This is a genomic window from Teichococcus aerophilus, from assembly GCF_014490485.1.
Classification (GTDB): Bacteria; Pseudomonadota; Alphaproteobacteria; order Acetobacterales; family Acetobacteraceae; genus Pseudoroseomonas; species Pseudoroseomonas aerophila.
The window spans coordinates 1-19793 of sequence record NZ_JACTVA010000002.1 but is presented as its reverse complement, the minus strand read 5'-3'; the positions used below and the strand labels follow the sequence as shown (position 1 = coordinate 19793).

The window sequence follows — 19793 nt, the reverse complement described above, 5'->3', positions numbered from 1 at the left end:
TATCAAACGTCCTTTCCCCGCGAACGCTTGGCCGTGCCAGCGCCCTGCGGCATCATCGGCGCATGAGCCTGAATCTCCTGACCGATATCGCCGGGCTGCGCGTCGGCCACGCAACCGACCTGGCGCTGGGTTCCGGTGCCACGGCCATCGTGTTCGACCGGCCCGTCACGGCTGCCGTGCATGTCAGCGGTGGCGCGCCGGGGACGCGCGACACGGATCTGCTGCGCACGGACATGACGGTGGAACAGGTCGATGCCATCGTCCTCTCCGGCGGCTCGACCTTCGGGTTGGACGCCGCAGGCGGTGTGCAGGCGGCGCTGCGCGAAGATGGCCGTGGCACGATGTTCGGCAGTATCGCCATCCCGCTGGCACCGCAGGCCATCCTGTTCGACCTGCTGAATGGCGGCAACAAGGACTGGGGACGCTTCAGCCCCTATCGCACGCTGGGCTATGAGGCGGCGCGGGCCGCGTCCGAAGGCGTATTCGCGCTGGGCAGCGTGGGCGCCGGCACGGGCGCGACGACAGCGACGGTCAAGGGCGGCCTGGGCTCGGCCAGCGCCGTTACGCGGCATGGCCACACGGTGGCGGCGATCGTCGCGGTCAATGCGGTGGGCTCGCCCCTGGTCGGCGATGGGCCGTGGTTCTGGGCGGCACCGTTCGAACAGGGCGAGGAGTTCGGCGGGCTGGGGCTGCCGCCGCGCTTCCTGCCGGAGCATCAGCTGTCACGATTGAAAGGTCAGGCGGGCACCGCCACCACGATCGGCCTGGTCGTCACCGATGCGGCGCTGAGCAAGGCCCAGGCCCGCCGGCTGGCCATCATGGCCGATGACGGCCTGGCCCGCGCCATCCTGCCCGCGCACGCGCCGACCGATGGCGATACGGTGTTCGCCGCTGCCACGGCGGCGCGGCCGATGGCCAACCCTATCGCCGAATTGACCGAGCTGGGGCATGTCGCGACCCAGGTGATGGCGCGTGCGGTGGCGAAAGGGGTCTACCACGCCCAGGCATTGCCCTGGGCCGGCGCGCAGGCATCCTGGGGCAGCCGCTTCGGCCCGAATCAGCCAACATCGTAGGCCCGGGCGGCTGTCACGCCGAGTTGGCAGCGCTCCCCGGGGCGCAGGGGCGAGGCGGGCAGTTCCACCTCCACCACATATTCACCGATAGAAAGCTCCAGCCTGACGCCACGGCTGACCGGATGACGTGACCGCACCGTGGCGTTGGTCTCCTCCTGCGCCGTGACCGACCATTCGTGCGGCCGGATGAAGGCCACTGCCGGCCCTGGCCTAGTCGGCGCAAGACGGAGCGCCGAGGCGGGCAAGGACGGTAGCTGCGCGCCGCTGAAATGCAGGGACGTGCCATCCCATTCCGCCGGCAGCCGCGCGGCGTCGCCAAGGAAGCCGGCAACGAAGGCGTTGACGGGCCGGTCCATCAAGGCTTCCGGCGTGTCGTACTGGACGATCTGCCCATCCCGCATGATGGCGACGCGGTCGGCCAGTTCCATCGCCTCTTCCTGGTCGTGCGTGACGAACAGGCTGGTCAGGCCTAGGTCCCGGTGCAGGTCGCGCAGCCAACGCCGCAATCCCTTGCGGACCTCGGCATCCAGAGCACCGAAGGGTTCGTCAAGCAGCAGCAACCGTGGCTCGATGGCCAGGGCGCGGGCCAGGGCGGCGCGCTGGCGCTGGCCGCCGGAGATCTGGTCCGGTCGCCGGCGCGCCAATTCGGCAATCTGCACCCGCTCCAGCAACCCGTTCACGCGCTGGACGATTTCGGCCTCCCGTGGCGGCTCGCGGCGGATGCGCAAGCCGAAGGCGACATTCTCGAAGATCGTCATATGGCGGAACAGCGCGTAGTGCTGGAACACGAAGCCGATGCGCCGGAGCCGGGCGGGGATATGCGTCATATCCTCCCCATCGATGCTGACGGTTCCGGCATCGGCGATGTCGAGGCCCGCAAGGATCCGCAGCAGCGTGGTCTTGCCGGAACCGGACGGGCCCAGCAGCGCCACGAACTCACCGGCGGAAACGGTGAGGTCCACGGCACGCAGCGCGGCGGAGGCGCCGAAGCGGCGCTCCACGCCACGGACCAGCACACTCACAGCAGGCTCGCCCGGCTGGAACCGTGCCGTTCCAGCAAAGCCTTCGCACCGAGCGTGACCAGGGCCAGCAGGGCGAGCAACGCGGCCACGGCGAAGGCGGCGACGAACTGGTACTCGTTGTAGAGAATCTCGACATGCAACGGCATGGTGTTGGTTTCGCCCCTGATGTGGCCTGATACGACGGACACCGCCCCGAACTCTCCCATGGCCCGGGCATTACAAAGCAGAATGCCGGAGAGCAGGGCCCAGCGGATATCCGGCAGCGTCACGCGGCGAAAAATCTGCCAGCCGCTGGCGCCCAGCGTGGCCGCGGCTTCCTCCGCCCCCCGGCCCTGCTCCTGCATCAGTGGCACCAACGTGCGTGCCACGAAGGGGAAGGTGACGAAGATCGTCGCGAGCACCAGGCCCGGCAGGGCGAAGATGATCTGGATATTCCGCTCCTGCAGCCATTCGCCGAACCAGCCATGGGCGCCGAACAGCAGCACCCAGACCAGGCCGGAGATGACAGGCGAGACGGAGAATGGTAGCTCGATCAGCGCCAGCAGGAACCTGCGTCCAGGGAACTCGAACTTGGCGATGCACCAGGCGGCCGCGATGCCGCCCACCGTGTTGACCGGCACGGCGATGGCGGCCACCAACAGGGTCAACTGGATCGCCGCCCACGCATCAGGGTCGGCCAGAGCCTGCAGCGCGACCGGGATGCCGCGACGAAGCGCCTCGGTGAACACGGCGGCGAGCGGGAGCAGCAGGATGACGCAGGCCAGCGCGATCGCTACCAGCAGCACCGACAGGCGAAGGAAGTGGTTGCCGTCTCTGAGCCGCCTCATCCGCGATTCCGGCGTTGCAGCAGGTTCAGTGCCAGCAGGATGATGAAGGCCAGGACCAGCATCGCCAGCCCGACGGCCGATGCACCGGCATAGTCGAACTGCTCCAACCTGACCACGATCAGCAACGGGGCGATCTCGCTGACCATCGGCCGGTTGCCCGCGATAAAAATGACGCTGCCATACTCGCCGACCGCCCGGGCGAACGCCATGGCGAAGCCTGCCAGCAGCGCGGGCAGCAGCGCGGGCAGGATCACGCGCCACCAGGTCTGCACCCCATCGGCGCCCAGCGTGGCCGCGGCTTCCTCCGCCTCCCGTGGCAGGTCCCGCAGGACGGGCTCGACACTGCGGACGACGAAGGGCAGGCCGACGAACAGCATGGCGACGCCGATGCCCAGCGGCGTGTAGGCCACTTTCAGCCCGACCGCCGCCAGCGGGGCGCCAAGCCAGCCATTGGGGGCGTACAGCGCCGTCAGGGCCAGGCCCGCCACTGCCGTTGGCAGGGCGAAGGGCAGGTCGATGGCGGCGTCCAGCCAGCGGCGGCCGGGAAAATTCTCCCGCACCATCACCCAGGCGAGCAGCAGCCCGATGGGTACGTTGACCGCCGCCGCAGCCAGGGCCGAGAGGAAGGACAGGCGCAACGCGGCCAGCACGCGCGGGTCCGCCAGCGAGTCCAGCACGCCCTGGAGGCCGAGCGTCCAGGGCCGCGCCGCCAGGGCGGAAAGTGGCAGCAGCACGATGAGGCCAAGCCAGAGCAGCGCGACGCCGAGGCTCAGGCCAAAGCCGGGCAAGGGGCCGGGCCACGGCCATAGCCGCCGCCGGTAAGCCGGTGGCGGATGTTGACCGGCGGGCTCAGCGGCTCGGGCGATAGACACGGTCGAAGCTGCCGCCATCGTCGAAATGCCGCCGCTGCGCCTCGGCCCAGCCGCCGAACTCGCCATCGATCGTGACCAGCTCCAGCCTGGGGAAGCGGTCGCCGGCCGCGGCCAGGGCCGCCGGGTCGCGCGGACGGTAGAAGTGCTTCGCCACCAGGGTTTGCGCTTCCGGCGTATAGAGGCCTTGCAAATAGGCTTCGGCCACGGCGCGGGTGCCACGCCGGTCGACTATGCGGTCCACCACCGCCACCGGTGGCTCCGCCAGGATGGAGAGCGGCGGGTAGACGATCTCGAACTTGTCGCGGCCGAATTCCTCGAAGGCCAGATGCGCCTCGTTCTCCCACGCCAGCAGCACATCGCCCTGGTCGCGCTGGGCGAAGGTGGTGGTGGAACCGCGTGCGCCTGTGTCCAGCACAGGGACGTTGCGGTAGAGCCGTCCGAGATACGCCTCGGCCGAGGCATCGTCGCCGCCGGGTTGGCGCCGCGCCCAGGCCCAGGCGGCCAAATGGTTCCAGCGCGCACCGCCGGAGGTCTTGGGGTTTGGGGTGATCACCCCCACGCCGTCCCGCGCCAGGTCTCCCCAATCGCGGATTGCCTTCGGGTTGCCCTTCCGCACCAGGAAGACGATGGTGCTGGTATAGGGCGCGCTGTTATGCGGCAGCCGCTTCTGCCAGTCAGGCGCCAGCAGCCCTCGGCTGGCGATGACGTCGATGTCGTAAGCCAGTGCGAGCGTCACCACATCCGCTTGCAGGCCATCGATCACCGAACGTGCCTGGCGGCCGGAACCACCATGTGAGGTGCGGATCTGCACCCCCTGCCCGCTCTGCGCCTTCCACTGCTCGATAAAGGCCGCGTTGTAGGCGCGGTAGAGTTCCCGCGTCGGGTCATAGGACACATTGAGGAGTTGCGAGGCCCCCTGGGCCTGCACAGCCCGGCCGCCGAGGCCAAGACTCAGAGACGCCCCCAGGAGGGAACGGCGGGCAAGAGGCGAAGACAGAACGCCCTTGGAAGCCATGGCGAAGTCTCCTTCCGAGGCTGAGCCGCGCCCTGAGGCAGGCGGCCGATGCTGCGGTCGCGTTGAGTGTTCCCTGCCCGGTGGCGCGATACAACATCAATCGCACGCCGCGCCGAGGGCCAAGGCATATACGCTCATACTCAGCGGGTAATTATAATTCCACTTGAAAATTCGTTCGCGGCGTGGGATAGAAGGTTGGCTACCTTCTTATAACGGGCTTCGGCCCCGCGGGGATTTGACCCATGCAGCTTGCACCGCGTCACCAAACGCTAAAGCGCCGTCCCGCCCGCCAGATCCTGGCCCGGCCCGATGGCTGCCGGATGCGAATGTGTTGTTGGGGCTGACGCCACCAAGGCCATTCCCATCCACCATCGCAGCGTTGCCTTCCCGCGCCTGAGGCGCGGAGGCCAGGAACAGTATGATGATTGCTTCTCGCCCGATCGATATCGGCGGCCGCTTTGTCGGCGTCGCCGTTTCCCACCATGCCGGCTGGCGCTTCCGCGCCGTTGATCCAGTGGTCGACGACCTGGATGGCGCCACCTTCCCCAGCCTGGTGGAAGCCGCGCGCGTGGCCAAGCTGGTTCTTGCCCGCACGCAGGACTGGCCGCATGCCGGCCAGGTGCTGGCGGCGGAATAACCTCTTCAGGCTGGCCAGTAGAAAGGGGCGCCGGAGAAATCCGGCGCCCCTTCTGCGTCTCAGGCCTTATGGATCGGGTCGATCCAGGGCACGTTCTCCGGCTTCTCCACTGGCTCGATATCCAGGTTCACCACAACGGCCTCGTTGTCGCTGCGCACCAGCACGCATTCCAAGGTCTCGTCGGTGGACGCATTGATCTCCTGATGCGGAACATAGGGCGGCACGTAGATGAAATCGCCCGGCCCGGCTTCAGCCACGAATTCCAACTTCTCACCCCAGCGCATACGGGCGCGGCCCTTGACGATGTAGATCACGCTTTCCAGCGCACCGTGATGATGAGCGCCGGTCTTGGCATTGGCGTGGATATGCACGGTGCCGGCCCAGATCTTCTGTGCACCGACGCGGGCCAGGTTGATGGCGGCACGGCGGTCCATGCCCGGCGTCTGCGCCGTGTTGCTGTCCAGGCTGCCACCGGGAATGACGCGGACGCCGGAATGCTTCCAGGCGTCCTGCGGCGCCGCGTCCGGCTCCAGCGATGAATGGTCGTGCCCGTCATGCGGCATCGGGAGGCTCCTTCAGCTTTCCGCCGGTTTGGCGGATATTCAGCGAAATCATATCGCGTTTATCGGCAATGCACTAACTTGTCATCATAGCGTGGATATCGCCACGACGCTCCAACACCGCCATGCCGACCTGGGACTGAACGCGCCCCAGCCCGACATCCAGCTGCGCATCCTGCACACGCAGGTTCCGCAGCACCACCCTCTCCAGGAACCCTGGCAGCACCGGACGTTGGAAGAGGACACGCCCGCGTTCCGGCTCGAACCCAAGCCCGAGGCAGGAGGCCAGCAGGGAGAGCGGCGCCACCGCCGCCCAGGCCTGCGGGGCGCAGGCCACCGGGTAGGGTGTCGGCCCTCCACCGTTTCGGCGGGGGAAGCCACAGAACAATTCCGGCAGGCGGTGCAGGTCCAGGTGTTCGGCGGCGGCGAACAGGCCTTCCAGCAGGCGGGCGGCCTCTGCTTCGAAGCCGTAGCGCGCAAAGCCCTCGGCGATCATTGCGTTGTCGTGCGGCCAGACGGAGCCGTTGTGGTAGCTCATCGGGTTATAGCGCGCCTCGCCCACCGCCAGGGTACGGATGCCCCAGCCGGAGAAGCTGGCGGCGTTCATCAACGTGCCGACCAGCCGCCGTGCGCGTTCCGGCTTGGCAATGCCGGCGAACAACGCGTGCCCGGCATTGGAGCTGCGGACGCGGCAGGGTTGCTTCTGGCCATCCAGCGCCAGCACATAGGTACCCAGCTCCTCATCCCAGAAGGCGGCATCGAAATGCTCCCGCAGCGTCTCCGCCCGCTGTTGGAAGGAATCAGCCTTGGGATGATCGTCCATCGCCCGGACAATGCGCGAGGCGGAGAGCCAGGCGGCGTAGACATAGGCCTGCATCTCAACCAGGGCGATCGGCCCTTCGGCCAAGGTGCCATCGGCGTGGAAGATGCTATCGCCGCTGTCCTTCCAGCCCTGGTTGACCAGGCCTTGCGGCGTGCGCCGCTGGTACTCGACGAAGCCATCGCCGTCCCGGTCGCCGGAATGTTCGATCCAGCCGAGCGCGGCTTCAATGTTTGGCCAGAGCCGGCGCAGCGCCGCGATGTCGCCGGTGCGGTCCAGATAGGCGCCGGCCAGCATGACGAAGAGCGGCGTGGAATCGACGCTGCCATAGTAGCGCCCGTAGGGCACTTCCTTCAGCCGGGCCATTTCACCATCCCGCATTTCGTGCAGGATCTTGCCGGGCTCGGCATCGTTGGAAGCGTCTTCGTGATCCGCCTGGGTTTCCGCCAGGAAGTTCAATACGCCCAGCGCGATCGACGGATCGAACCATAATGCCTGCCAGGCGGTGATCAGCGCATCGCGGCCGAAGGCGGTGCTGAACCAGGGAATGCCTGCATAGGGGTACGGCCCACCTTTCTTGTCGGTCAGCAGCATATTCAGGTCGGCGGTGGCACGCCGCAGCGCGTCATTGAACACCTCGTGCGAGGTCTCGACCGTCGCCGCGCGGGCGCGGGCGTGCCGCTCCCTTCGCCGCGTGTCGCGCAACGCGGTATGGAAGGCGCGGTCGGCGGCGACAGGCGAGGCCTCGACCCGCTCGCCGACACCGATGGAGAGGAAGAACACCTGCTGTTCCCCCGGCGCCAGGGTGCGGAGATAGACGGCTTCGTGCGGCCCGATCTTCTCTGGCGCGGGGGCGAAGCGCAGCGCCGTATGGCGTGTAGCGGCATCGAGCCCGGTATAGGAAATGGTGACGCTATCCGTCGTCAGTTGCGACGGATGCGTAGTGCCGCGCGCCGGGCGGCTGCGGCCACGGACTTCGAACAGATCGGCGAAGTCGGCACCGAAGGCGATGTCGATGCGAACTTTCTGCGGTGCGTCGCTGAAGTTGCGGATAGCGAAGCGCTCGTGGCAGGCCGCGTTCCAGATGAATTTGGACCGACGCAGATGCAGCTGGCCACGCGCCAGATCCTTGGCGTCGGTGTTCGTCAGGTCGCAGGTCAGGGTGGTGTTGTCGGCGCTGAGGGCCGAGCCGAGCAGCACGGGCGTGCTGCCGTTCAACTTCACGCGCAGGCGGGAGAGATAGCGGGTGTCCAGATGGAACAGCCCCTCGGGGCTGCCACTCTGGCCATCCAGATCTCCGGCACGACCGAACAGGCCGAAGCTGTCACCGTGCTTCAGCGTGCGCGGCCGGCGTTCCTGCAAGGAGGTCCGGGCCGCGGGGGCAGGTTCGGCGGATGGCTTCGGTGTGTGCTGCAAGGCGTTGTCTCCAACCTCCTGCAGCATGTCGACCGGAAGCGGCCAATGTCCAGCCCCCGGCGGCGCCATGGATGCGCCGCTGGGGCGGCTCGTCAGGATGTGTAGCGGGTGGGGATGCCGGCGGGGGTTAGTCCCCCGCCACCCATCACGCTGCGGTGCGGGGCGCCAGGGATGGCTTCCAGCCCAGCAACCGCAGGGCATTCAGCGTCACCAGCACCGTGGCGCCGGTATCGGCCATGATGGCGGGCCACAATCCGGTAATGCCCAGCAGCGTCGTCACCAGCAGCACCAGCTTCAAACCCACGGCAATGGCGACGTTCTGCCGGACATTCGCCAGCGTCGTGCGGGAGAGCTGGACCAGTTCGGCGACGCCGGAGACCTGCTGGCGCAGCAATGCGGCATCCGCCGCTTCCAGTGCCACATCGGTACCGCCACCCATGGCGATGCCGACCGAGGCAGCGGCCAGCGCCGGGGCATCGTTGATGCCATCCCCCACCATGGCCACCGGTCCCGCCTGCTTCAGCGCGGCGATGTGGCGCAGCTTGTCCGCCGGCAGCAGCCCGGCCTCGACATCCATGCCCAGCAGGCCGGCCACCGCCGCGCCGGTGCGTGGATTGTCGCCGGTCAGCATCACCGGCCGCAGGCCAAGGGCGCGCAGGGCGGCGATGCCGGCCACCGCATCCTCGCGCGGCTCGTCGCGCAGGGCGACCAAGGCCAGCGGCACCTGGCCCTCCAGCACCACCACCACGGTCTTGCCTTCTGCCTCCAGCACGGCGATGCGGGGGTCCTCGATGACCGCACCGGCCTCCACGGCGTGGCCGGGGCTACCGACGGCGATCCGCCGGCCTTCCACCACGCCCCTGGCGGCCTTGCCCGGCACGGCGCCGGCCTCGGTAACGTCCGGCAAGCGCAGGCCGCGCGAGGCGGCTTCCGCCACGATGGCGCGGGCCAGGGGGTGCGCCGAGCCTTGCTCCACCGCACCGGCCAGCCGCAGCGCCTCCAGCGGATCGGCGTCACCCAGGGGCAGCAGGTCGGTCACGCGGGGCTGCCCGGCGGTCAGCGTCCCCGTCTTGTCGAAGGCGATGGTGCGGGCGCTGCCAATCGCCTCCAGCGCCGCGCCGCCCTTCACCAGCAGCCCGCGCCGTGCGCCGGCCGAGAGGCCGGAGGCCATGGCGGCGGGCACCGAGATGACCAGGGCGCAGGGGCACGCCACCAGCAGCAGGGCCAGGCCGCGATAGAACCACGTGCCCCAATCGCCGCCGAACAGCAGAGGTGGCAGCAGCATCGTCACCAGCGCGGCGATCATGGCCGCCGGGGTCCACCACTGACTGAAGCGCTCGATGAAGCGCTGCGTCGGAGCGCGGGAGGCGGTGGCTTCCTCGACCAACCGGACGATGCGGGCCAGGGTGTTGTCAGCCGCGCCACGGGTCACGCGCACACGCAGGGCGCCATCGGTGCTGATGGAGGCGGCGACCACCGGCTCGCCCGGGCCGCGTGGCACCGGCACGCTCTCGCCAGTAACGGGGCTTTCATCCAGGGCGGCATGGCCTTCCAGGATCTCGCCGTCGCAGGGCACGCGGTCCCCGGGGCGCAGGCGGACGATATCGCCAACGCAAAGCGCGGTGGCGGCAACCTCCTCCACGGTCCCGTCCCCGGCCTCCCGCCGCGCCGTGCGGGGCAGCAGGGAGACGAGGGCGCGGATGCCGGCGCGGGCGCGGCCAGCGGCCACGTTTTCCAGCAGCTCGCCCAGCGCGAAGAGGAACACCACCAGGGCGGCTTCCTGCGTGGCGCCGATCAGGATGGCGCCGAGGGCCGCCACCGACATCAGGGTCTCGATGGAAAACGGACTACCGGCCCGGGCCAGGGCGACGGCGCGGCGGCCGAAGGGCCATAGCCCGGCCAGCGTGGCCGCCAACCAGCCCCAGCGCGCCAAATCCGGCCATTCATGCCCGACCAGCCAGGCCAGCACGACCAGCCCGCCGATCAGGCCAACCAGCCGTGCCTTGGCGGTGCGCCACCAAGGAGTACCCGCTGCCAGTTCCTCATCCTCCGCACCATGAGCATGGGCGTGCGCCGGGCCCTCATCAGGGCCATGAGCGTGGCTGCGGCCATGGCTGTGGTCGTGGTCGTCGTGCGTGTGGCCGCCGCAGTCGCAAGCCGTCGGGGCAGCTGCGGCCATTGGAGGGGCTTGGCCGGCAATGCGGCGGGCCTTGTAGCCAAGGGCCTGCACCTGCTGCTCGACAGCCTCGGCCGTGCTGCCATCGGCGCCCCGGCGCAGGCTCAACCGCTCGGCCATCAGGTTGACGTTGATGTCGGTCAGGCCCGGCAGGCGGCCGACGGCACGTTCCACCTTGGCCACGCAGGCGGCGCAGTCCATGCCCTCGACGCGCCAAGCCAGAACCTCGCCTTCCTCATCATGCCGTGACATCGGGTCGTCTCCACATTCGTCTCGGCCCCTGGTATGGGACCTCCAGTCGCTGGAGGTTCAAGGGGTAATATGCGCCCGCCTGCCGCCCCGCAGTCCGAGATGAGGTCCTAACCATGTCTTCCGCGCTTTCGATCGGCGATCTCGCCCGGATGACGGGCGTGAACGTCCGCACCATCCGCTATTATGAGACGGTGGGCCTGTTGCCGGAGCCGTCCCGCACCACCGGTAACCAGCGCGTCTATGGGGAGGCGCAGCGCCGGCGCCTGGCCTTCATCCGGCATGCGCGTGATATGGGCTTTTCCATGGAAGCCATTCGCGACCTGCTGCGGCTGGCTGAGGCAGGGCCGGATGCGCCCTGCGCCGATGCGGATGCCATCGCCCGGCAGCAATTGGCCGCGGTCACCAGCCGCATTGCCCGGCTACGCTCGCTTCAGCCGGAACTTGAGCGCATGCTGGAAGCCCATTGCCAGACCATTGGCCATTGCCGGGTCATTGAGGTTCTGGCCGATAGCAGCCACGCCCAGTGCCTGGACCCGACCCACGGCCGAGGCCAAGAAGACGAGAGCCATATTGATTCTTTGTAATCAAGCCCCGATCTGGAAGAGATGATCGACGCGAAATCGCTTCTCGACCGGTTCCTTGGCCCCAACTCGCAGGGTGGCGGCCAGATCGGCAAGATCCTGGGCCAGATGGGCGGTGGTGACAGCCGCCCACAACAGCCGCAAGGCCGCGGCAGCAGTAGCGGGTTGCCCATGGGCTTCCTGGGCGGCGCGGCCAGTGGCGGGCTGGTTGGCATGCTGCTGGGTGGCAAGAAAAAGAAGGGCTTCGGCGGCGTGCTCAGCCATGGCGGCGCCGCCGCGCTGGGCGCCCTGGCCTACCGCGCCTGGCAGAACTACCAGCAGGGCCAGGCCCCGGCCTCTGCGCCCGTGGCAACGGCTGGGGACATGCGGGAAGCCGATGCCAGCTTCCAGCCGCAGGTGGCGACGCAATCCTTCAACCTGGCGCTGATACAGGCGATGATCGGCGCCGCGAAGGCGGACGGCCATATCGACGCCGACGAACAGCGCGCCATTTTTTCACATGTCGAGCAGGCCGGGCTGGATGCCGAGGCGAAGGCCTTCGTGTTCGACGCTCTGTCCAAGCCCACCGACCTTGCCGCCATTACCGCCGGCGCGACCACGCAGGAACAGGCGGCGGAGCTTTACCTCGCCACTCGGCTGGTCATCGATGTCGACCATCCGGCGGAGCGGGCCTATCTGGACGCGCTGGCGCACCGGTTGAAGCTGCCGCCGCAGCTGATCGAACATCTCTCGGTGCAGAGCGACGCCGCCTTGCAGGGCAAGGCGCTGGGCTGAGGGTGGCTGGCAGGGGTCGGTGACCTCTGCCATGCTGGCGGCCCAGTGCAGAGGATGAGCCGCGATGAATGACCTCCCCCAGCCCCTTCAGCCGGACGCCGAAGTCATCGCGGCGCAGGCCGCCGTCAAGGCACGCGGCCTGACCAACGGCGACGTGCTGCGCCAGCCCATCAACGACGCGCGGGCCGCCACCTATCTCTACCAGACCTTCCTCAACGAGGGTGGCCCCGAGGCCGAGATCACCGAACATCTGCTGCCGACCGAGCCGCCGACGCCGGTGCGCATCTACCGGCCCAAGGGCGTCAGCGGTGTGCTGCCCGTCTACCTGCATGTCCATGGCGGCGGCTTCGCCATCGGCGATATCAACACGCTGGACCGCTGGAAGCGCGAAGTCGCCGCATCCTCGGGCGCCGTGGTGGTGGGACTGCAATACGCGCTCTCGCCCGAGTATCCGTACCCGACAGCGCTGGACCAGGTGATGGCGGTGCTGGAGTGGCTGCGGCGCGACGCGGCGACGCTGGGCATCGATGCAGAGCGCATGGGCATCGGCGGCGATTCCGCCGGCGGCAATCTGGCCCTCGCCGCGCTGTTGCGCCTGCGGGATGCGCATCAGGCCATGCCGCGCTTCGGTGCCATCAATTATGGCATGCTCTCCTCCAACCACGGCACGCCATCGCACCTGGAATTGGGCGATGGCCGCTTCGGGCTCTCCACCGAGAAGCTGGACTGGTTCTGGACGCAGTATCTGGGCGGCGATGCCAGCCTGCGCACCAACCCGGATGCCGCGCCACTCTCTGCCGAGTTGCGCGGGCTGCCGCCGCTGCTGTTGCTGGCGGCTGCGCTGGACCCGTTGCTGGACGACACGCTGAACCTGGACCGCCGGCTAAGCGAAGCCGGCATCCCGCACGAGACCAAGATCTATCAAGGTGTCCCGCACGGCTTCCTGGGCCAGACCGCGTTGCTGGAAAAGGCACGGCAGGCGCAGGCGGATATCGTCGCCGCCATTGGCCGCTATCTGGCGTAGATCCAGACATAGCAAGAAAAGAAGCGCCGGGAGATGATTGCCAGCCTCTTACTGGTGCCTGGATGGGGTCTGGATGGCGACTGCTGAGTGCGCCCCTGCTCTAAAATTCCGGAGACTCTAAACTCGCAGAAAAAAGAAGGGGACCGGGGAATGCCTTCCCCGGCCTTCACCTTTTTCTCAGCGTAGCGTCTGCATGGCCGGGACCATGGCCGGCAAACTGACCCTGCTTCAGCTCTTCGACGGCTTGTTGCCGTGGGAGACATCCGGCGTGCCGCGGAACAGCGACATATGCGTGTGGGTCGCGATCCAGGGCTGGCCAATTGCTGTCCGCGCGAAAGACACGGTGGCGCGGCCCTTGCGGTCGAAGGCCTGGCCATCCGTCAGGTAGCCGGTGGAATCCCACACGGCCAGGCCGACCGCGAACAGGCGGTCCGGCGAGACCAGTGCCTGCACGTCGTCCAGCCGCCACAAAAAGCTGTCGATGGTCGGCCAGACCTTACGCCACTGGTTCGCCTCCGCATTGTCACGACCGAAGACGAAGTTGCTGAAAGTGCCGAAGGCAATGAAATCCTCGGCGAAGAGATGGCGGGCAGCGGCGAAATCCACTGCCTGCACGTGGTCGGACAGTTCCTTGAACCAGTCGCGCACCAGCGCGTGGTCCTGCGTGTCGACGGGGGCGGTAGCCTGGACGGTCATGGCGTGATCCTGCACGGAAGGGCTTTACTGCGGCTCGAACTTGGCAAGGCGTAGCAGTTCGGCACTGTGGGTGACATCCTTCTCGATCGCGGCCTCGATCTGCGGGATGGTCTCGCGCACCGGCTCGAAGCCCTGGCCGTTCAGGCGCGTCACCATCTCCGGCTCGTGCAGGCCATCGACGACGATGCTGTTGATGCGTTCGGCAATCTCGCGCGGCAGGGCGCGGGAGCCCCAGAGCCCATACCAGGAATAGAACTCGAAGCCCGGCAGCCCCGACTCGGCCAGGGTGGGCAGTTCCGCCGCCAGATTGGTGCGGGCGGGCGTGGCGATGCCGAGGCCCTTCAGCTGCCCGCCCCGGACCATCGGCAGGGTCGCCAGCACTGGGTCGAACATCAGCTGCACATTACCGGCCGCCACGTCGGTCAACGCGGGGGCGGAACCGCGATAGGGCACGATCTCGATATCCAACCCGGCGGCGTGGTTGAATTCGATGGAGGCCAGATGGCCGGCGGCGCCGAGGGAGGAGGTGGCGAAGGACCATTTGCGCGGCTCCGCCTTCGCAGCCGCGATGACCTCTGCCACCGAGGTCTGGGGCAGGCGCGGGTCCATCACCAGCACGCAGGGGCCGCGCGCGGTACGGGCCAGGGGCAGGAAATCCGCGATGGGGTCGTAGGGCACGGCCTTCATGACGTGCTTCGCCATGGGGTGGATCGAGGCGGAGCCCATGATCGTGTAGCCGTCGGCCGGAGCCTGCAGCAGCAGCTGCCCGCCCAGCGTGCCGCTGCCGCCCGGGCGGTTCTCGACGACGACGCTGACGCCAAGCTTCTCCTGCATCTTGAAGGCGGCGAGCCTGGCCATCGCGTCGGTGGCGGCGCCGGGGGTGTAGGGCACGATCATCCGGATGGTGCGGTTGGGCCAGGTGCCGCCCTGGGCCCAGACGGCCGGGGCGGCCAAAGGCACGAGCCCGGCCGCGAGCAGGAAATCACGACGCTTCATGCCGAAAACCCCTTTGCGCGAATTTGAATAGCGATTTAGACGGCGAGATGCCGCGCCACGGTGAATTGCGCAATGGTCGTGGTGCAAAATTTATTCCACCGGTGGCTGGGCCGCCGTAGGGCCTCGCCATTGTGCCTGGACAGAGGGCCCCCGCCTGACCCAAATCCCACCCTCCAGCCGTGATGGAGGCCCCGCGATGACCCCGACCCAAGCTCTGCCCCCCCAGGTCACCGTGGTTCGCCACCCGCTGGTACAGCACAAGCTGACCCTGATGCGGCAGAAGGACGCTTCCACCGGCGAGTTCCGCCGCCTGGCCCGCGAGATCAGCTTGTTGATGGCCTATGAGCTGACCCGCGACCTGCCGCTGGAACAGACCACGATCGAGACGCCGCTGGAGACGATGCAGGCGCCGCTCCTGGCTGGGAAGAAATTGTGCATCGTGTCCATTCTGCGCGCCGGCGACGGCATCGCGGAGGGCATGCTGGACCTCGTGCCCTCCGCCCGCGTCGGCCATATCGGCCTGTACCGGGACCCGGCGACGCTGAAGCCGGTCGAGTACTACCTGAAGCTGCCGGAGGATATTGGCGAGCGGCTGGTCATCGTGGTCGACCCCATGCTGGCCACCGGCCACTCCGCCGCCGTGGCGATCGAGCGGCTGAAGCGGGCCGGGGCCACGCAGCTGCGCTTTGCCTGCCTGCTGGCGGCGCCCGAGGGGGTGGGGGTGCTGACCGCCGCACATCCGGACGTGCCGGTCTTCACGTGCTCCGTCGACCGGGAGCTGGACAGCCACGCCTATATCCGCCCTGGCCTGGGCGATGCGGGGGACCGGCTCTACGGCACGAAGTAGCCGGCGCGGCGGCAAGGCCATCTTGAAAGGCCCACCCGCCACCCAAAAAAAGATCGCGTACCCCGCGTGGGGTTGGCCGTGCTGCTCCGTATCAAGGAGGAGAACCACGGCGGCCCCATGTTCCTCCTCAGCCTTCCATTCACGGCCCCGCCCGGCCGGAGCGAGCCCCTGACCCCGCCCCGTACCGAGGCCCAGGCCGTCCTGAACCGTGACCGTGCCGCTGCCACGGACGAGGCCCTGCTAGCCTGGTCCGCGGCGGGGGACCGGCTGGCGTTCGACCAGCTGTCCCTGCGCCACCTGCCCCGGCTGTACCAGTTGGCCCACCGCATCACCGGCGATGCGGCGGCGGCCGAGGACGTGGCGCAGGAGGCGATGCTGCGCGTCTGGCAGGCCGCGGCGCGCTTCGACCCGGAGCGGGCGAAGTTCGGCACCTGGCTGCACCGCATCGCCACCAACCTGGCGATCGACCGGACCCGCCAGGCCCGCCACACCGCCCCGGCGCCGGATGACACCCTGCCCGCCCCGGGCCCAAGCCCGGAGCAACAGGCCGCCACGCGCCAGCAGCGGGACCGGGTCGTCGCCGCCTTGCAGGAGATGCCGGCGCGGCAACGCGCGGCGCTGGCGCTGTTCTACGACCAGGAGATGGAAGGCGCGCAGGCCGCTGCCGCACTTTCCGTTTCCACCCGTGGGCTGGAGGGATTGCTGCGCCGGGCGCGGCGGTTCCTTGCTGGAAAGCTGGAGGATTGAGCCCGATGGACCTCACCCGCTTTCTTCGGCTGCTGGAAAGCCATGGCGCCGACCTGCGGCGCTGGCCGGCGGACGATGCCGCCGCGGCGCGCGCCCTGCTGGCCCAGTCCGCCGAGGCCCGGACGTATCTGCAACGCGCCGCTGGCGTGGAGGACGCGCTGCGCGCCAGTCGCTCCCTGCCCGACGCCGCGGCGCTGGAGCGCATGCGGGCCCATGTGGCGCGGCATGTGGCGCGGGCGCCGCTGCCGGTGCGCCCCGGCCTCCTGCACTGGCTGCGGCCCCTGCTGCCCATGGGCGGCGGTGCCCTGGCGGCGCTGGCCGCCTGTGGACTCTGGCTGATGCTGGCCAGCCCCGTGCCGCTTGACGACGCCGGCTTCAATGCTCCGCGCCAGCTGGCGATGATTGAAAGTACCGACTGATGCGCCTCTCCGCTTCCCTGATCCTGAAGGCGGCGCTGGGGGCGTCCCTGGCGCTGAACCTTGTCTTCGCCGCGCTGCTGTTCTGGCCGGACACACCGCGCCCGCGCGGCGTGCGCAACCTGCAGGCGCGGATGGAACGCGTGCTCTCCGGCGAGGACCGCGACCGGTTCCGCGCCGTGATGGAGGCCAACCGGCCGGCCTACGAGGCCGCGCAGCAGGCCATGCGGCAGGCCCGCCCGCTGGTGCCGCGCGCCATTGGTGCCGAGCCGTTCTCGGAGGAGGCGCTGCGGGCGGCCATGGCGACCAACCGGGAACGGTGGCAGGCTTTCAGCGAGGCGTTCGAAGGCAGCCTCGCCCAGGCGACTGCCGCGATTTCGCCTGAAGGCCGGCGCAAGCTGCTTGCCGATATGCCGGAGAATCACTGAATGCCTGCTCTGCGCCTGTGCGGCAGCAGCCTGTTGGCGCTGCTGGCCCTGGCCGGCTGCGCCACGCGCCCGGATGCCACGACCTCCGGGCTCGCCCTGCCGGCACAGTTCCAGCAATCCCGGCAGCCGGCGCAATGGCCCGATCCGTATTGGTGGCGCGGCTTTAATTCCAATGAGCTGGACCGGCTGATGGCGGCCGCCACGACCGGGGCGTTCGACATCGCCAGCGCCGCCGCCCGGGTGCGGCAGGCGGATGCGCAGGCCCGCATCGCCGGCGCAGCGCTGCTACCGGCGGTCAGCGGCGGGCTGGACACTGGCCGGCGGCAGACTGGTGGCGGCAACCGGCGCACCACCAGCTACGACGCCACGCTCTCCGCCAGCTACGAGGTGGATTTCTGGGGGCTGAACCGCAACAACGCCGACGCCGCTGCCTTCGCGGCCCGCGCCAGCCGGTTCGATGCGGCGACGGTGATGCTGACCACACAGGCCAGCCTGGCCAACACCTATTTCGACATCCTCTCCACGCGCGAGCAGTTGCGGGTGCAGACCGAGAACCTGGAAGCGGCCAGGCGCATCCTGACCGTCATCCGCGCCCAGGTAGCGGCCGGCACCGCCACCGGGCTGGACCTGGCCCAGCAGGAGACGCTGGTGGCGCAGCAGGAGGCGCAGATTCCCTCCCTGCGCCAGAGCATTTCCCAAAGCACGAACGCGCTGGGCGTGCTGCTGGGCATGCCACCGGAGCAGGTGGCCGTGGCGGCGGGCGGGCTGGAACAGCTGATGATCCCCTCCACCAACCCTGGCCTGCCGAGCGAGTTGCTGGCTCGGCGCCCGGACGTGCTGTACGCCGAGGCGCAACTGGCCGCCGCCAATGCCGATGTGGCGGCGGCGCGCGCGGCGTTGCTGCCCAGCGTCACCCTCTCCGCCAGCGGCGGCTTCAGCAGCGCGGTGCTCGGCACCCTGTTGCGGCCGGAGGCTCAGGTCTGGTCGCTCGCTGCCAGCCTCACGCAAAGCATCTTCGACGGCGGCGCCCGGCGCGGCCAGGTGGCGCTGAGCGAGGCGCAGGCGGAGGAGCTGGTCATCGCCTACCGGCGCGCCATCGTCACCGCGCTGGCGGATGTGGAGGACGCGCTGGTGGCGCTGCGCGAGACCACGGCGCAGGAAGCACTGCGGCAGGAAGCGGCCACCCTGGCCGGCCGCGCGGCCGGCATCGCCGAGGCGCAGTTGCGTGCCGGCACCATCAACCTGATTACCCTGCTGAATACGCAGCAGAGCCTGTTCTCCGCCCGTGTCAGCCTGGTGGAAGCCCGGCTGGCGCGCCTGCAGGCCGCCGTCGGCCTGTTCCGGGCGCTGGGTGGCGGCTGGCAGCAATGACCCGAGGCAGCTTTATGGCGCGTGTGTTCCGTTTCCTGCTGTTCCTGCTGCTGCTGGCGGCCGTGTTGGCCGGTGGCTGGTGGTGGTGGAACCGCTCCGCCACGACGGCGCAGGAGGCACCGCGCGCACGCGCCGGTGCGCGCGGCCCAGGCGGCGCGGGCGGCATGCAGGTGCCCGTCACCATCGCCACGGCCGCGCAGCGCGACCTGCCGCTGACGCTGGATGCGCTGGGCACGGTGCAGGCGCTGGCCAGCGTCGTCGTCCGCCCGCAGGTGGAAGGCCAGTTGATGGAAGTGCTGTTCCGCGAAGGGCAGGACGTCAAGGCGGGCGAGATTCTCGCGCGCATTGACGACCGTACCTATCGCGCCGCACTGGCCCAGGCCGAGGCGAAGAAAGCTTACGACGCCGCGCAGCTGGCGAATGCGCGCGTCGACCTGACGCGCTACCAGCAATTGCTGCAGGCCAGCGGCGTGACCCGCCAGCAGGTGGATACCCAACGCGCCCAGGTGGCGATGTACGAGGCGCAGATCCAGCAGGACCAGGCCTCGATCGATTCCGCGCGCACGCAGCTGGACTACACCACTATCCGCAGCCCGATCGATGGCCGCATCGGCCTACGGCAGGTGGATGTCGGCAACATCGTCCGGTCCTCCGACACCAATGGCATCGTCACCGTCACGCAGCTGCGGCCGATTGGCGCCACCTTCAGCCTGCCGCAGCAGGAATTGCCGCGGCTGCTGCGCGCCATGGCGGCCGGGCCGGTGCCGGTGGAGAGCATCCCCGGCCTGCAAGGCGAGGTCGTCGAGCGTGGTACCGTGCTGACGGTGGACAACACCGTCGATGCCACCACCGGCACGGTGAAGGTGAAGGCCACCTTCCCGAATGACAGCGGGCGGCTGTGGCCCGCCGCCTTCGTCAATCTGCGCATCCGCATGGAAGTGGTACAAGGCGCCATCGTGGTGCCGCTGGTCGGCGTGCAGCAGGGGCCGCGCGGCGCCTATGCCTTCGTCGTCAAGCCGGACAGCACGGTGGAGATGCGGGACCTGCAACTGGGCGCCGTGACGCAGACCGAGGCCGTGGTGCGGCAGGGGCTGGCGGTGGGCGAGCAGGTCGTGACCTCCGGCGCGCTGCGGCTGAATGCCGGCACCCGCGTGGTGGTGGCGGAGCCGGCTTCGCCCGCCCCCCGCACCGCGCCCGCCGCCGGCGAGCCCAGCGGCCAGCGCCGCCGCCCGCGTGACAGCCA

20 protein-coding genes are annotated in these 19793 nt (G+C 69.0%); 11 read left to right on the top strand and 9 right to left on the bottom strand.

Annotated elements, in window-relative coordinates; genetic code table 11:
* The first annotated feature begins 62 nt into the window (after nt 1-62).
* The gene (locus IBL26_RS01300; protein WP_187782638.1) at nt 63-1073 is read left to right on the top strand and encodes a P1 family peptidase; all 1011 of its coding nucleotides are present in this window, start codon (nt 63-65) and stop codon (nt 1071-1073) included.
* Here IBL26_RS01300 and IBL26_RS01295 read toward each other — a convergent pair.
* The 4 genes from IBL26_RS01295 to IBL26_RS01280 form a co-directional block, all read right to left on the bottom strand.
* The gene (locus IBL26_RS01295; RefSeq protein WP_187782637.1) at nt 1058-2095 is read right to left on the bottom strand and encodes a sulfate/molybdate ABC transporter ATP-binding protein; all 1038 of its coding nucleotides are present in this window, start codon (nt 2093-2095) and stop codon (nt 1058-1060) included. The genes IBL26_RS01300 and IBL26_RS01295 overlap by 16 nt on opposite strands.
* Entirely contained in the window at nt 2092-2922 is an 831-nt protein-coding gene (gene cysW / locus IBL26_RS01290) for a sulfate ABC transporter permease subunit CysW (RefSeq protein ID WP_187782636.1), read from the bottom strand. Before cysW ends, IBL26_RS01295 begins: the two co-directional genes overlap by 4 nt.
* Nucleotides 2919-3710, bottom strand: coding sequence for a sulfate ABC transporter permease subunit CysT (cysT, locus tag IBL26_RS01285; protein ID WP_456316393.1), 792 nt, complete (start codon nt 3708-3710; stop codon nt 2919-2921). The genes cysW and cysT overlap by 4 nt, the downstream gene beginning before the upstream one ends.
* Nucleotides 3711-3771: 61 nt before the next feature.
* The gene (locus IBL26_RS01280) at nt 3772-4809 is read right to left on the bottom strand and encodes a sulfate ABC transporter substrate-binding protein (protein ID WP_187782634.1); all 1038 of its coding nucleotides are present in this window, start codon (nt 4807-4809) and stop codon (nt 3772-3774) included.
* Nucleotides 4810-5230: 421 nt separating this feature from the next.
* Here IBL26_RS01280 and IBL26_RS01275 point away from each other — a divergent pair, with 421 nt between their 5' ends.
* Nucleotides 5231-5446 carry a hypothetical protein gene (locus tag IBL26_RS01275; RefSeq protein WP_187782633.1) on the top strand — a complete coding sequence of 72 codons (216 nt, stop codon included), beginning with the start codon at nt 5231-5233 and terminating at the stop codon, nt 5444-5446.
* A gap of 59 nt (nt 5447-5505) precedes the next feature.
* Here the strand turns inward: IBL26_RS01275 and IBL26_RS01270 are convergent, their stop codons facing one another.
* The 3 genes from IBL26_RS01270 to IBL26_RS01260 all read right to left on the bottom strand — a co-directional run bounded on the left by IBL26_RS01270 (nt 5506) and on the right by IBL26_RS01260 (nt 10670).
* On the bottom strand, nt 5506-6009 hold the full coding sequence (locus IBL26_RS01270; RefSeq protein WP_187782632.1) for a cupin domain-containing protein: 504 nt from the start codon (nt 6007-6009) through the stop codon (nt 5506-5508).
* 73 nt (nt 6010-6082) lie between these two features.
* A complete protein-coding gene (locus IBL26_RS01265; protein ID WP_241748860.1) occupies nt 6083-8242 on the bottom strand; it encodes an amylo-alpha-1,6-glucosidase in 2160 nt (719 codons plus the stop codon).
* 145 nt (nt 8243-8387) lie between these two features.
* A complete protein-coding gene (locus IBL26_RS01260) occupies nt 8388-10670 on the bottom strand; it encodes a heavy metal translocating P-type ATPase (RefSeq protein WP_241748858.1) in 2283 nt (760 codons plus the stop codon).
* 113 nt (nt 10671-10783) lie between these two features.
* Here IBL26_RS01260 and IBL26_RS01255 point away from each other — a divergent pair, with 113 nt between their 5' ends.
* The 3 genes from IBL26_RS01255 (at nt 10784) to IBL26_RS01245 (ending at nt 13049) form a co-directional block, all read left to right on the top strand.
* Complete coding sequence (locus tag IBL26_RS01255; RefSeq protein ID WP_187782630.1) at nt 10784-11254, top strand: MerR family transcriptional regulator; 471 nt, start codon at nt 10784-10786, stop codon at nt 11252-11254.
* 21 nt (nt 11255-11275) lie between these two features.
* The gene (locus IBL26_RS01250) at nt 11276-12025 is read left to right on the top strand and encodes a tellurite resistance TerB family protein (RefSeq protein WP_187782629.1); all 750 of its coding nucleotides are present in this window, start codon (nt 11276-11278) and stop codon (nt 12023-12025) included.
* Between the two features lie 64 nt (nt 12026-12089).
* Nucleotides 12090-13049 (top strand): alpha/beta hydrolase, encoded by a 960-nt coding sequence (locus IBL26_RS01245; RefSeq protein ID WP_187782628.1) that lies wholly within the window; start codon nt 12090-12092, stop codon nt 13047-13049.
* A gap of 228 nt (nt 13050-13277) precedes the next feature.
* Here IBL26_RS01245 and IBL26_RS01240 read toward each other — a convergent pair whose 3' ends face one another.
* Both IBL26_RS01240 and IBL26_RS01235 read right to left on the bottom strand, forming a co-directional pair.
* Nucleotides 13278-13745, bottom strand: coding sequence for a YybH family protein (locus tag IBL26_RS01240; RefSeq protein ID WP_187782627.1), 468 nt, complete (start codon nt 13743-13745; stop codon nt 13278-13280).
* Nucleotides 13746-13769: 24 nt separating this feature from the next.
* Entirely contained in the window at nt 13770-14741 is a 972-nt protein-coding gene (locus tag IBL26_RS01235; RefSeq protein ID WP_187782626.1) for a Bug family tripartite tricarboxylate transporter substrate binding protein, read from the bottom strand.
* Nucleotides 14742-14937: 196 nt separating this feature from the next.
* Here IBL26_RS01235 and upp point away from each other — a divergent pair, with 196 nt between their 5' ends.
* From upp to IBL26_RS01205, 6 genes are all read left to right on the top strand, one after another.
* Complete coding sequence (gene upp, locus IBL26_RS01230) at nt 14938-15588, top strand: uracil phosphoribosyltransferase (protein WP_187782625.1); 651 nt, start codon at nt 14938-14940, stop codon at nt 15586-15588.
* A 78-nt stretch (nt 15589-15666) separates the two neighbouring features.
* Entirely contained in the window at nt 15667-16335 is a 669-nt protein-coding gene (locus IBL26_RS01225) for a sigma-70 family RNA polymerase sigma factor (protein WP_367615341.1), read from the top strand.
* A gap of 5 nt (nt 16336-16340) precedes the next feature.
* On the top strand, nt 16341-16754 hold the full coding sequence (locus tag IBL26_RS01220; RefSeq protein WP_187782624.1) for a hypothetical protein: 414 nt from the start codon (nt 16341-16343) through the stop codon (nt 16752-16754).
* On the top strand, nt 16754-17179 hold the full coding sequence (locus tag IBL26_RS01215; protein ID WP_187782623.1) for a periplasmic heavy metal sensor: 426 nt from the start codon (nt 16754-16756) through the stop codon (nt 17177-17179). The genes IBL26_RS01220 and IBL26_RS01215 overlap by 1 nt, the downstream gene beginning before the upstream one ends.
* Complete coding sequence (locus IBL26_RS01210; protein ID WP_187782622.1) at nt 17180-18550, top strand: efflux transporter outer membrane subunit; 1371 nt, start codon at nt 17180-17182, stop codon at nt 18548-18550.
* Between the two features lie 14 nt (nt 18551-18564).
* Nucleotides 18565-19793 (top strand): efflux RND transporter periplasmic adaptor subunit (locus IBL26_RS01205; RefSeq protein WP_187782621.1); only part of this gene is annotated, 1229 nt, incomplete at its 3' end.

What these genes read in the sequence shown, in the direction of transcription:
- IBL26_RS01300 (WP_187782638.1), top strand. Translation starts at nt 63, where the DNA reads ATGAGCCTGAATCTCCTGACCGATATCGCCGGGCTGCGCGTCGGCCAC.
- cysW (WP_187782636.1), bottom strand. Translation starts at nt 2,922, where the DNA reads ATGAGGCGGCTCAGAGACGGCAACCACTTCCTTCGCCTGTCGGTGCTG.
- IBL26_RS01280 (WP_187782634.1), bottom strand. Translation starts at nt 4,809, where the DNA reads ATGGCTTCCAAGGGCGTTCTGTCTTCGCCTCTTGCCCGCCGTTCCCTC.
- IBL26_RS01275 (WP_187782633.1), top strand. Translation starts at nt 5,231, where the DNA reads ATGATTGCTTCTCGCCCGATCGATATCGGCGGCCGCTTTGTCGGCGTC.
- IBL26_RS01270 (WP_187782632.1), bottom strand. Translation starts at nt 6,009, where the DNA reads ATGCCGCATGACGGGCACGACCATTCATCGCTGGAGCCGGACGCGGCG.
- IBL26_RS01260 (WP_241748858.1), bottom strand. Translation starts at nt 10,670, where the DNA reads ATGTCACGGCATGATGAGGAAGGCGAGGTTCTGGCTTGGCGCGTCGAG.
- IBL26_RS01255 (WP_187782630.1), top strand. Translation starts at nt 10,784, where the DNA reads ATGTCTTCCGCGCTTTCGATCGGCGATCTCGCCCGGATGACGGGCGTG.
- IBL26_RS01250 (WP_187782629.1), top strand. Translation starts at nt 11,276, where the DNA reads ATGATCGACGCGAAATCGCTTCTCGACCGGTTCCTTGGCCCCAACTCG.
- IBL26_RS01245 (WP_187782628.1), top strand. Translation starts at nt 12,090, where the DNA reads ATGAATGACCTCCCCCAGCCCCTTCAGCCGGACGCCGAAGTCATCGCG.
- IBL26_RS01240 (WP_187782627.1), bottom strand. Translation starts at nt 13,745, where the DNA reads ATGACCGTCCAGGCTACCGCCCCCGTCGACACGCAGGACCACGCGCTG.
- IBL26_RS01235 (WP_187782626.1), bottom strand. Translation starts at nt 14,741, where the DNA reads ATGAAGCGTCGTGATTTCCTGCTCGCGGCCGGGCTCGTGCCTTTGGCC.
- upp (WP_187782625.1), top strand. Translation starts at nt 14,938, where the DNA reads ATGACCCCGACCCAAGCTCTGCCCCCCCAGGTCACCGTGGTTCGCCAC.
- IBL26_RS01220 (WP_187782624.1), top strand. Translation starts at nt 16,341, where the DNA reads ATGGACCTCACCCGCTTTCTTCGGCTGCTGGAAAGCCATGGCGCCGAC.
- IBL26_RS01215 (WP_187782623.1), top strand. Translation starts at nt 16,754, where the DNA reads ATGCGCCTCTCCGCTTCCCTGATCCTGAAGGCGGCGCTGGGGGCGTCC.
- IBL26_RS01210 (WP_187782622.1), top strand. Translation starts at nt 17,180, where the DNA reads ATGCCTGCTCTGCGCCTGTGCGGCAGCAGCCTGTTGGCGCTGCTGGCC.